Source organism: Parachlamydia sp., assembly GCF_050255895.1.
Taxonomy (GTDB): domain Bacteria; phylum Chlamydiota; class Chlamydiia; order Chlamydiales; family Parachlamydiaceae; genus Parachlamydia; species Parachlamydia acanthamoebae.
Window position 1 is genome coordinate 20,835 of the sequence record NZ_JBFWIR010000031.1, and the last position, 13,214, is coordinate 34,048.

The 13,214-nt window shown below is 36.3% G+C and carries 5 protein-coding genes; all 5 read right to left on the reverse strand.

All coding sequences use genetic code 11. The features are described from left to right. Positions 1 to 46: 46 nt before the first annotated feature. Positions 47 to 7,285 (reverse strand): ankyrin repeat domain-containing protein, encoded by a 7,239-nt coding sequence (locus AB7E63_RS07045; RefSeq protein WP_100067521.1) that lies wholly within the window; start codon positions 7,283 to 7,285, stop codon positions 47 to 49. A 230-nt stretch (positions 7,286 to 7,515) separates the two neighbouring features. Beyond that, a complete protein-coding gene (locus AB7E63_RS07050; RefSeq protein WP_006341577.1) occupies positions 7,516 to 7,986 on the reverse strand; it encodes a hypothetical protein in 471 nt (156 codons plus the stop codon). A gap of 146 nt (positions 7,987 to 8,132) precedes the next feature. Next, complete coding sequence (locus AB7E63_RS07055) at positions 8,133 to 8,594, reverse strand: hypothetical protein (RefSeq protein ID WP_013924745.1); 462 nt, start codon at positions 8,592 to 8,594, stop codon at positions 8,133 to 8,135. A 223-nt stretch (positions 8,595 to 8,817) separates the two neighbouring features. Next, complete coding sequence (locus tag AB7E63_RS07060) at positions 8,818 to 9,342, reverse strand: hypothetical protein (RefSeq protein WP_006341575.1); 525 nt, start codon at positions 9,340 to 9,342, stop codon at positions 8,818 to 8,820. A 1,191-nt stretch (positions 9,343 to 10,533) separates the two neighbouring features. Further along, on the reverse strand, positions 10,534 to 12,996 hold the full coding sequence (locus AB7E63_RS07065) for an ankyrin repeat domain-containing protein (protein ID WP_428419057.1): 2,463 nt from the start codon (positions 12,994 to 12,996) through the stop codon (positions 10,534 to 10,536). Between the last annotated feature and the right edge of the window lie 218 nt (positions 12,997 to 13,214).

Sequence of the window (13,214 nt, forward strand, 5' to 3'; positions counted from 1 at the left end):
TTCGATAGCTATATGATTTAGTCAATCATTTAATTGACGACAAGCCTTAATCTTTTAAGCTTTTATTTAAAATTTTCATTTTTCTTAACATTCGGAAGATAGCACTATTGCTTTTGATTATAAATTTTTTGTTAAATTGAATAACGGATTGTTGATATTCAATGGCGCGTTCTTGTTCTAAAAGAGAGATTAAAGATCCTTGGTTTTCTAAAGTTATGCCTTTGTCTTGCAGATAGTGTGTAGCTTCAGAACGATTCATCGCTGCAACTTCTTTTAAAATAGTGTCATACATATCCTTTTCCCAATCATTCTCAAGAATTTCACTAAAAAAATGATCCTGTCTTCGATGCTCTAGAACGAGTTTTTCGGGTGTGATATCCAGGGGCATATCCTCTTCATCTTCGTAGACTTGCTTTAGAACAATGGCGTGTTTTTCCAATTCATGATAGATCTTTTCAGGAGAATCTCCTTTATGTCGCATGTTCTTAACCCAATCTAAAATGGGTTCATAAACATCTTTTTTCCATTCTTCAAGGGGAATATGCTTGTAATTGTTTAAGTAATGTTTTCGACGGTGCATCGCAATCGCTTCTTCAATCGTTTGATCAGGGGGCAATTGAATCACATCTTCTTCAGCAAGCTTCTTTCTTATTTCATCTCTTGAATTCCCTGAGGCTTCTAAAAGTTTGATTTTTCGTTTTAGCCGATCATATTTTTGCTTATGAAAATTTGAAGGGACATTGTCTTTAAACCAATCCAGAACATAATTTCTCAATTGCAGATTTTGCAAACACTCTAAAAGATGATTCTTCACATTTTCGAAAATTTCCATAGGGGTATATTCATACCGGAATTTTTGTAGGATCTCCTTAGCATCCATTTCAATACCTGCATAGGGATCTGGAACAGAAAATGTGTCAGCAAAAGGTAAATTTAAAGTTTTTCCGACAAGAAACATGAGATGATTGTAGCGATGCGTTTCATAGATCATGCCAGGAATACTTTTAATCCAATTTTCTATAATTCCATGTCTATGATCTTGCAACTGATTGCAGATCAAATTTTCAAGGGTATAAAGGCCCTTGAAAGAAGATGTGCAATAAAGTTCATACATTCTTTTGGCTTCTGCAATTTTACCTCCACAGAACAGACCCATGACAGAGATGTCGAGGAGAACGCTTGTTTTAGAATCGACATCTAATTGTGGAAGAAGGTGACCTAAATGCTTAAGAATATTTTCAAAATCATCATAATGTTTTTGATGGGCAGAATCCTCCTGTGGAACTCCTGCGAAGTTCTTAGGTCTTTCTTGCATCCTCTTGATGAGTCCCCTGATGCCTCCATTTCCATCCTGCTGTAAGCCTAAGTGGAGGATTGTCGGTGTTGTTGGAGACCCATCGCTCGTGAGCTTTGTTGGATCTCGATATCCTGGCAGAGAAGGATCGGTAAAATTGATTTCTAAAAATAGTTTTTCGAGTAGCTGTAGATCAAAATCCGGGGCCGTAGGGATTTTTTTGTGTTCTGAAAGTGTTTTTGTAAAATGGCAAGGATTTACAAAGTACTCCATGTTTTTTAAATCTGCTAAAGCATATTGCTGATTCGATAGCTCTTGATGAAGGGATTGAAGTCTCTCTTTACCCCACAGTGCACGGATTTCCCTTTCAAAAAAGCGTAGCAATTGTCGATCTTGAAGAAGAAGAGGAATTTCTAATGGGTTTCCTGAAAACTGAGCATTTTTGAAAATACGGGAGACATGCGTTTTAAGTACTTTTTTAAATTCGAGTTCGCTTTCAATTTCTTCCAGATTTACAACATCTGTTTTTAGTAAGCTTATCAAATGCTTTTTAATGAGGAGAAAATAAACATTGTGAAAAAAACACTCTGATGTGTTCAGGATTTCATGTACTTCTCCAATGCTTAATCCATTTTGAATAGCTCCAACAAGCAATTTGTGGTCTCTGAATTCGATTATGAGGGCTAAAAATGTAGTGAGAGTAAATTCAGAGTGGTTGAATGATTCTAGAGGAATCCCTGCTTGAATAATTGTGTGAAGCATTTTCAGATCAAGATGTGTATTCTTACATAAATAGAGTAGAGGTGATCTTTTTTTAGCATCTTTTAGATGGAGGTTTGCATGGGGCAGAAGTTTTTGAATAATCTCAAAACGGGCAAATTGGCATGCCAATAAAAAAGGGGTGACTCCATTTTCATCTTCTTGATTGATCAGTTGGATTCCTTCATTTTCAATCAGGCTTTTTATCGCACTTACTGTGATTTCTTGATTTCGGCATGCAAGATGGAGAGGTGTTTGTCCGTTATGATCCAATAGGTCTCTGCGGGCCTTATGCTTAACTAAAGTTGCAATGAACTGTGGATGAACAGCACAGGCAATGTGTAGAGCTGTTTGATTTTTGTCATTTCTTTCATCCAGAGACCTTTTGTATTCGATCAGTTGCTGAATGAGCAAATTAAAAGTGTCCAGCTTCATTTCTTTATTTTTGCAAGCTTCGTGAAGAGATATGGCTTTCGCACCATTCAAAATCAAAATTTTGACTAGATGAGGGTTATGTGCAGCTGCAATTTTTAGTGGTGAATCTCCATTAGAAGTCTCTTGATTGACGTACTCGTATATCATTAAGTGGGTAAGTTTGGCGGTTAACTGTTCGAAATTTTTAGGGGAAGCTCGAGAATTAAGGCACAGAAAATGAAGGGGACTCATTTGATCGAGATTAAGGGCTTCGACGTCATATTCTAATTCCAAAAAACTTTTTACAAGAGGGGTGTTATATAAGCAGGCGATGTGAAGAAGGGTATTGTTTCCATGGAATTTGAGTTGTCCAAATTTTTTAAGGTCTTCTTTTGATAGAAATTTGTATAGGCGTTTGGAGGTGGTATCTGCATGCATAATCAGATATTCTAAACATGAACGGTGAGATTTATCCTGTCGCATAATATCAGCGCCATTTTCGACAAAGAATTTAAGTGTTTTCGGATGGCACCCATTGGCTATACAATAATGCAGAGGAGTCAACCCTTTCTGATTAATTTGAGAAATTTGTAAAGGCGATTTTGCGACAATTTTTTCCAAAATTCTTAATGAAACAGTTGAATGGTTGCTTACTAGGTGTAAAAGCGAATCACCTTTTTTGTCTTCGACAGTTAAATCGGCTCCTAAATCAATGAGAGCGGCTATGAGTCGTTCATTTAGAAGTGTTGTGGAACATGCAATTTGAATCGCTACGCAGCCATCTGTATCTTTTTGATCGATATAGTTTTTTCTATGTTCCACATTGTCGATTAGGAGAAGGAGGATTTCGACCGATGCCTGAGAATGCTCGCAAATGAAATGCAAAGTGGTTTTTTTGTTTTTATCTAAAGCTCCGACATCTGCATTTTTTTTAATTAAAGTTTCGATGAGATCTATTTTTAGATCATTGGCTAAACAGACCTGGTGAAGGGCTGTTTCTCCTCTTTGATTAGGAAGGTTGATGAATCGATGGGGCCTTGAATTTTGTGTAAGAATAGAGTGAATGATTGTGGGGGTAACGAAAGGATTTTGACAGGCCAGATGAAGGGTAGAGTTTGAATCAGCGTCCAAATCATCCACTCGACTTCCCTCACTAATGAGGAGATTAAAAATAGCGTGTTCTAGTTTTCCACAGAGGCAAAAATAATGAAGAGCGGTTCGCTTGTGTCTATCACGCATGTTTACAAATGGAGCTATTTCGTTTTGACGAAAAGCAGTCTCAAATAGATGATTGAGACATGTAATTGTGATAAAAGGATTTATGCAAGCAATGTGAAGAGGTGTTTGTTGATTCATGTCCCCTAAACGAACATCACTATGAGATTCAAGTAAGAGTTGAATCGCTTCTTCATGTAGATTATGTGCATTTAAAAGAATATGCAGGGCGGTTTGCCCAATTTCATTTTGCTGATTCACGTAATCATTGGAATTTTGTAATAAGGCAGCACTGATTAAATGTCTCAAAATTTCAGGATTTACAGTTTCATGCATACAGGCGAGATGAAGAGGTGTATTGTTTTCCATATTAGGGAGCAAAATATTTGCGTTGTAATCGGTTAAAAGTTCTATGATGATGGGATTCCCTCCATTTTGTACATGCATGGCTAAAGCCGTTTCGCCAAATTCATTCTGTAAGTCGATGAAGTCTTTAACATCTTCATCTGACGCCATCATGTCGATGACAGCCTGTAATGTCTTGGGGGTCACATCTGGATTGGTGCAAATTGTGTGAAGGATCGATGTGATCGTCTCTCCTTCCTGAAAATAAAGGGATGCGTTGAGTTGGTACAAGATTTTGATGATTGCTGGATTAATCGGACGACACGTACATGCAACTTGAATAACTGTTAAGCGATCGTTGTTTAATAGATGGATGTCTTCTTCTAAAGAGCAGTCTTTGATCAAATCGACTAGTAATTCAGGCGTTAAGCTTGTATTTTGGCATAGATGGTGAAGCACACATCCATCATTTGTCCGCGCACCAAGCTTGATTAAAAGCTTAATAAGTTCTCCATTCAAAGGGTATACAAGGCAAGCCTTTTCAATTGCATTTGTTCCGTCTTCTCCTAGTAAGCTCACATATTCACCAGCCTCTAATTCATGCCTTCCTGCTTCCACGATCAGTTGTAAGGTCTCCGGAAGCATTTGAGAATTTTGGCAGGCTAAGTGAAGTGGTAGAAGATCTGCATGTTCGACAGTTGCCCCATAATCGAATAAGAGCTGTACGATTTCGGGATTATGGGAAATTTTTACATAGGCTGCTAGAGGTGTTTCTCCTAAAGAATTTTTTAGGTTTAATGCATGGGTTAAATCACTAGATGGATGTATTTCTTCTAAAAAAACTTTTAAAAGTTCCGGAGTTAGGCTGGGATTTGAGCATAAGGCATGCAGAATGGATGTGTTGTTCCAGATGATATCTGCTCGATAATGGATCAAAGTTTGAATGACGGCAGATTGAGGTGGTTTGCAAGCACAAGCGATTTGAGTTGCAGTTAGACCTTCATCATTCGTTAGATTGACATCCAATTCATGTTCGATCACTTTTTGCAAGAGATCGGGTGTGAGACTGATATTTTTGCATAGGTGATGCAAAACGGAGCCATTACGTGGCTTTGCTCCAAGTTTGACTAAGGTGATGATGGTGTCTGAATTTAAAGGATTGACCTTACACGCCCTTTCGATGGCCGTTTCTCCATCGGATGCCGCTTGGTTGATATAGTCTTGAATTGCCATTCCATTTCGCGCTACCTCGATGAATTTTTGTAAAACTAAAGAGGTTATGCTGGGATTTTCACAAATGCGCTGAAAAAAGGGCATGTTGTGCGAATCAATTCTTGTTCCACAATCGATTAACATTTCGATTATTTGTTGACCTACTTTGGATTCACAAGCAATTTCCAGAGCAGTTTTTCCTTCTGCTCTCAGATTGAGGAAAGCTTGTAGATCTTTACCTTCTTCTTTGAGAGCTTGGATGATTCTTCGGATCGAGTCTTCAGAAACATTTTGGTGAAGGCACAGGATATGTAAAAGAGAGCCATATTTAGAATGAATAAAGGTCGCATTGGCCCCCTGAGAAATTAAGTAATCAATCACGTTTGCATCATGGTTTGCTAAGCATGCCTCAAAAATAGCGGGTGTATTGGAGCCTATTTTTTTTTGATTGAGGTAGACTTTTAAATCTCCCTGCTCTGCAGCTGCTTCTGCTAAGATTTCTATCGATGCTAAAGAGGCTCTTGGATTGGCACAAGCAACATAAAGTGGGGATTGGTTTGTTTGATCGACAATAAATACGCTTGCGTTCTTCAGAAGGAGAATTGCAATTGCGCTGAGGCGGACATTGTTGGCCGAACAAACGTGGTGCAATAACGTTTGTCCCTGAGAATCTTGGTAATTGATATAGGAGGTGTCCAAATATTGGAAGAGGGATTGAATGGTTTGTGCAGAGAATGAGGGATTTGAGCAAGCATAAGTAATTGGAAGGCGTTTTGACGAGTCAAATGCATGAAAATCGCATCCTTCACTCAGCAGTAATTCGAGGATGGAAGGATGTATTTTGCTTTGGCATGCGCGATGAAGAGCGTTCTCTTTAAACTTATTAAGATAATTAATGAAATTTTTCTTATTTTGAACCTTTTCGAGGATCGCTTCAACACCTTCTGGTTTTGCGGAAGAGTTATTGCATAAATGATGTAGAACAGTATTTGCTTCACTGTCTCTTACTTCTACATCGGCTCCCAATTTGATCAATATGTTTATTAATGGGAGATTGAGCGGCTGTGTGTTGCATGCGTGGATTAAAGGCGTGAAGCCTCTAGAATCTTTTTGGTTGATATCGGCACCGGCCTCAATTAGCTTTACTAAGTGATCTTCTGTGCAAAAGTTTTGTAAGCAAAGGAGATGAATAGGAAGCAGCCCCTCTTTGTTTTTGATAAAAGGACTCGCTTTTTTTTGAAGTAAGACCGCAATAAGTGCAGGATTTGACTGACAGGCATAATGCAAACCCGTCATTCCATTCCGATCGAAAAAATTAATGAAATTTTTGTTGGGACATTCTTTTTCTAATTCTTTTATTAAGCTTGCTAATGTTTTGGGAAGCGTTTTCGGGTGGCCGCAAGCCAAAATATAATGATAAAAATTTGCTTCCGCTTTGTTTTCTAAAAGAGTGGGAATAAGAGCCGGATTATTTTTGCAGGCGAATAATAAAGGCGTTTGATTAATGCCTTGTATGAGTCCATTTGAATAGTTGACATTTCCTTGCCGCGAGATAAAATGTTTGATTAGATCCGGATTGCTAGAAGGATTAGAACAGAGAAAAATCAGCGATTTATCGACAAGGAATGGATCATTAAATAAATCATTTTTTGATAGTTCGTGGATAGTTTCAGCTGTGGCATACAGAAGAATCTCTGTAATTTCGTCATATTTTAGCGATAGATATGATAGAGAATTTTCAAATTGCGCAGGGATGATTTTTTTTAAATTAACCAAACTTTCAACTTTGGGAATTAGTTTTTGTTGTTTAGCAAAATTTAAAAATAAATGTGCTATTTTTTGATCTATTTCTACTATTTCAGATTGCTTGATACAGGACATAACTCGTTGAAATGTGTGTATTTCGTCTGTATGTATTAATAAGTCTTTAGCAATTTTTTTTAAGATTTTAGGAGAGTCGGTTATTTCTTTAATAATTATTTCATCTGAGTTTTGTTTAACCCAATGACAAGAATAGGGAGGATTTTTGCCAATCGGAGAAGTCATTTGCATATCCTATAATAAGCGGGGTCAAAATTGGTTTTATAGATATATTTTTAATTATAGGAATGGATGGATTAGATATCAAATACTGAAACTATTTTTTAAAAAATGTAATTAATGATTTGATTAAAATATGAATTAAATGAGATTTAAATAGAGTGTGCTTTGCCCAGATTATGGGCAAGCCAAAACTCTATCGACTGTGAATTTAACAAAAGCTAGGGAATTAAATTTTATATGGTAATAATACGTGTTAAAGAATGGAGTTCTCCATTATAAAAAACTACATGGTAATTATTGTAGTAGTTTCTATTGTTATCTATTTGTTTTATGATCTTTTTTTGAATCTGTCGGACTCGCGAATTATCAATGAAGTACATGAGGAATCCCATACCAGGAACTATTTCAATAAATCCTCTTCCGATATTTTTCAAGCCAAGCTTTGTTTCGGAAAGGTGATGTGCGCGATTTTTTTTAAAGATGGCGAGAGCTATAAAATGAATGGCTGTGTGGAGGGATCCGGCTGTGAGATGAAAAGTACCTATCACCGTGCCGAAGAAAGGTATATACCCATAAGAGTTCAATCGACTCGCAGGAAGTGAATTCAAATTTACCTTTTTATCAGGAAATATGTCTGTTGTCGTTATAATGTCTGGTCGCTGTGCAGAACCGGATAAAAAATTTCCGGTGGCAGAAAATCCCATCGTTTACTCCTTTTATCATTAGATGAATATAAAAAGAGCTTATGTTTTTTTTCTTAAAAAACAAGCTAAATTTCAATAAGAAGAATAAAAAAGGAGCACTAAGAAATAATTGCTCCATGAATGGTTAATTTTCTAAAGATGAAGACCTATGTTAAGGGATGCATAGAATATTCTTTTTCATTATTAAAAATTACGTAATGGCCATCATATAATTCTCTATTATCATCAATGATGTCCAATGCTTTGCTATGATATATATTAAGTCGGACTGTATCCGTAAGAAACAACGCCACATTTCCTATAAGAGGGATCATTTCAACCAATCCTCTTGCAACATTTTTTGCCCCTAGCTTTGCTTCCAGCAGGTTATGCTTCCGATTTCCTACAATTGCACAAGATAGGTGCACGACTGTGTGAAAGGAACCCAATCCAGCTCGAGCAGTCCCTGAGAATGAGCTAATGATCGGAATATATCCGAGCCTATTTAACTTACTTACGGCAATTACTTTGATACGCACATCTTCTCCGGCACGAACTGTTACTTGCGTTACAAGATCAGGGCGATGTGTAGACCCAGATAATAAGTTTTTAGTAATAGAAAAATCCATTTTCAATCCTTTTTTTAAAAAAATGTTATCATTTAATTTATTAAAAGTCAAGGAGTTGAGGATAGGCGAAGAGTTACTTTAGATGATTTCTGTTTGTTCTGGAATTAACATGAGAAAAAAACGCTTGAATCAGTCTAGAGAATGATTCAAACGCTTGCTTTGGCGAGAAATAAATGGGGATGTTTCACCGATTTTTTTCTATATCATTTCTTACTTGGATCACTTATTTTTGTAAATCATATCCATGCATCTTGCCCTTCTTGACCCATTTAATACTTTTATCATCAAGCTCCTGGAGTGTTTGTGTGCTCGCTACTTGCCCATATGCAAATAATGTCCCTTTATTTACGAAAGCTAATATGTCGTTATTAATTTGTTTTAAAGCTTTTTTCTCATCTCTACGCATTCTCAGTCTATCAACGGCAATCAACGTTATATTGATTAGAGGAATCATTTCAATTGCCCCTCTTCCCATATTTTTTAATCCCAGTTTCATTTCCGCCAGGTGATGTTTGCGATTTTTTTTGCGGAAGGTCAGTGGTAAATGAATGACTGCATGGACAGTACCTAATCCAAGTCGACCATAACCTGATAGTGAGCTGATAACTGGTATATACCCAAGTATATTAAGTCGCGAATTGAGACCAGATCTGATGTAAACGTTTTTATCATCCACAAGCACTCCCGTTAAAATATCGGGTCGAAGAGAAGAGCCTTTTAATAAGCTTCCTGTAGCAGAAAATCCCATCTTTATTCCTTTGTTAATTTTTTAATACTTAAATCGTATAAAGCATGTAATAAATTTTATATAAAATCAACAGAAATATCGACTTGTAAATTTAAGTATTCGTTAAAAAAACATCTATTTTTTTAATGAATTAATTTTTTAAATTACACAAGAAATAGTGTATGATAAAAAGAATTACGGATGGTTCATCAGATAGATAACTAACTATATGAGATCTGCGTATAATCCTTAAAATAATCATGACAATGCATCGGTTTTTCTTTAAGCAGCTTGATATTTTCGATACATCTTTCGGGGAAGCATTAATAAAAGCCATAACCCCACTTTTTGGCCCCATGTTTTTCAATGCATCGCTTGGAAAGATCTATAAAATTCTCTAACCACTTCTTGGAAGTCTTAACAGAAGATAGTGCTTATCGGGTGAGCAGAGAGAATGCAATATGGGGGCCATAATCTTCACCTCAACTTATTTAGTATCTGCAATAACCGCCATGTGAATAAAAATGCGTGTCCCGATTCTGAAAGGCCTTGACATTTGCTTTTGACCAGTTGGTTTAGCTAAATAATCAACAGTTCATGAGGTTTACTCTAACTATTCTTGTTTTCTATAAGGATCATCTTCGGAGGTTTTGAAACACAGGAATTTTAAAAGACGATTCCGCTAAATCTCGGGATTTTTTGTATTTTGCTCCTTGACTTGCTGTACGGCACCAAAAATCTCCTTCCCCATCGTATTTAAAAAAACTCGTCGAATTTTCCATATTGCGTATGAATACTTTTGTGTTAATGGGTCGAGGCTTTGCAAGCAGAGATTCATTTTGTAGACGATAAGAGTGAATAATTTGGGTACTTTTGCATATAGGTTTGGATAGTGCTCCCATTATTTCCCGAGGAATTCGCATCAGCAAGGATTAATCTAACACTAAAGAAAATGCTTTGACGTACGGTTTCTTCAAAAAGGGGGCCATGAACGGGTCTCTGCTATAGACTAAGTAATAATAGAAATTTTAAGTTGAATGGACGGATAGAAAAAATGACATAATAAAGCAAATAGAAGAATCATTTGCTTGTTCATGTTTGTTTCTCAGAAAAGCTTTAACGAGAGCACCTGGATGCTCTCGTTGTGTTAAAGAGAAGAATATCTTTTCAAAAATATCAAAGTATTTTCTGAGAAAAAAAGAGAATTATTTTTTAGGATAAGATATGCATTTTCTTTAATAGATGAAAAACAGTCTCATCACTTATTGAGTAAGTCACATCCCCTGTGGTTTCATTAACTTCATATGGGAGAAGAGTTTCGAGAAGCTCGCTCTTAAAAAATTCTTTCAAAAGAGTTTTAAGTTTTCTATCTTTTTTGAAAGGAATTTTGTTTTCTAGAAGATATTGACGAGCTTCTGAACGAGACATTTTAGAGGCTTTTTGTAAAATATCGTCATAAAAACTTTTATTCCAATCTTCCTCTTTAATGAGACTATTAAAATGCTCTAATCTTCTATGTTCGGTAAGCGCTGCTTCAGGAGAAATGTCTTCCTGTAAATCTATAATTTGTGTCTTTAAATAATCATAAATTTGTGCTAAGGTAAGGCCTGCTTTTTCCATATCTCTAACATTTGCCAACAAGCGGTCATAAAAAGGTTTATTCCATTCTTCAACCTGTGTGACTGTGTATTCTTGTAAATAATTTTGTTTGCGATGATTTAAAATAGCACTTTTTACAGATTCATCGTGGGACAAATAGATTTCATCTTCTTTTAAGAGAATTTGTCTAATTTCCTGTCTCGATTTTTTTAAAGCTTTTAGATCCTCAATTTTCTGTAAAGCTGCTTTGAATCGTTCTGTATGTTCATAGCTGGTCGGAGCATTATCTTTGAACCAGTCTACGATGAGTTCACGGAGTTTAGGATTGCTCAATCTGTCTAATAGAAAGCCTTTAACATTTCTAAAAATTTCTGTTGGGGTGTATTCATACTGAAATCTTGTTAAAACTTCTTCCTGGCCTATTTGAATTCCCGAATATTCATCTTCTACAAATGTTTCGAAGAAAGGCAAATTTAATGTTTCACCCACTAAATACATGAATTGACTAAAGCGGTGCGTTTCATAAGCTGCTCCAGGTATTTTTTTTGCCCAGTTTTCTAAAATTCCCTGTCGATGTCCTTGTAAATGATTGCCAGCAAAAAGAGGCAATGTTTCATCGAGCTCTTGAAAAGGGGTGCAGTAAAGCGCGTACATTCTTTTTGCTTCGACAATTTTTCCGCCGCAGAATTGTCCCATCACAGCAATATCAATCAAAATGGTCGCTTTGGCATTGGCATCATCCATATGGAGTAGGAGGTTGCCAAGATGTCTTAGAACATTTTCGAAATCTTCATAGTGTTTCAGATATTCTGTTTCATCTTTAGGAACACCTGTGAAATCGCGTGGTTTTTCTCGGATTCTTTTGATGAGTCCTTGAATACCTCCTTCTCCATCTAGCTTAGTACCTTTGTGGAGGATTTCAATGGTTGTCGGGTCACCATCGCATGTGAGTTTTTTTGGATCCCGGTATCCGGGTAGATCAGGATTTGTAAAATTAATCTCTAAAAACATTTTCTCAAGATTATCTAAATCAAAATTAGGTCCAGGAGGGATATCTTTATTTTCTGAACTGGTCATGGAAAAATGCGCTGGATTAACAGTAAACCGCATATTTTGCAGATCTTCTCGTGCAAAACTGCTTTTCCATAAATGATCATGAAAGCTTGCGAGGTCAACCTCTCCCCAATGTTTTAAGATTGCCGATTCAAATTTCATCATTAATTGGGTGTCTTGGAGCAGAAGAGGAATTTCAAGGGGATTTCCTGTAAATTGAGATTCCTTTTCTGCAAAAATGTGTGGTAGAGATTCATTGAGCGCTTTTCGATAATCTAGTTCAAATTCAATCTCCTCAGGTTGAATAAGAGGGGTCATTAAAAGATGAAAGAGATAATTTTTGATCAAATTAAAATACGCATCCACATTAAAGTAAGAGGATGTATTGAAAAATTCATGAATTTTCTTAATACTTAATCTTTTTTGAATAGCAGAGATTAATAAAAAAGTATTGTGCCTTTGGATGACTAATGACAAAAATTCAGACAAAGGAAAATTTGGATGAGCAAAAGAATCAATTGGTAAACCTAAATCAAGTAGGGCATAGATCTCATTCAGAGATAGACGACTATTGACCAGGACAAAGAAAAACGGAGCTCGTCCCTCATTATCTTTAAAGAAATTGGCATAGGGAATGAGGGTTTTAATGACTTCGAAAGAAGTCTGTTTACAAGCAACATGAAAAGGGGTCAGCTCACAGATATCTTGATGGTTAACAAGCTCAGCTGCATTGTCCTTAATAAACAATTGGATGTGTTCTAGTTGAACATTTTTATTTAGGCATAGATGAAAGAGAGCGGTGCGTTTTTGACTGTCGCCTAATTCTCTTTTTACACCATTGCTGATTAAGCATTCCAAGAGATCTAAGTTAGAAATGCAAGCATGGTGCAAAGCGGATAAGCCTTTCGAATCTTGCTGATTGATTAAAGATGCAAAATCAGGGAATTTTTTTAGCGCTTCTATATAGAGCTCCAAAATTTCTCGGGGGAGTTCATGATTTTTGCAAATTTCAAATAGTGGCACTTTAGAGGCATCAGCTCCCCATTTAAGAAGAAGTTCTACGAGCTTAAAATTATTCGAACAAGCATTTAGCAGAGGTAATTCATTGTTTGTGCTTTTAAGTTCAGATGTTCTTGAAGTGAAAGCGCTTCAGTCATCTCATCTGGAGAGGATTTTGTGATTTTTTTAATTAATCGTTCAAAATCTCGAGGGGTTGCATCAATATTTGTACAAATCAAGTG

What these genes read in the sequence shown, in the direction of transcription:
- AB7E63_RS07055 (WP_013924745.1), bottom strand. Translation starts at nt 8,594, where the DNA reads ATGGATTTTTCTATTACTAAAAACTTATTATCTGGGTCTACACATCGC.
- AB7E63_RS07060 (WP_006341575.1), bottom strand. Translation starts at nt 9,342, where the DNA reads ATGGGATTTTCTGCTACAGGAAGCTTATTAAAAGGCTCTTCTCTTCGA.
- AB7E63_RS07045 (WP_100067521.1), bottom strand. Translation starts at nt 7,285, where the DNA reads ATGACTTCTCCGATTGGCAAAAATCCTCCCTATTCTTGTCATTGGGTT.
- AB7E63_RS07050 (WP_006341577.1), bottom strand. Translation starts at nt 7,986, where the DNA reads ATGGGATTTTCTGCCACCGGAAATTTTTTATCCGGTTCTGCACAGCGA.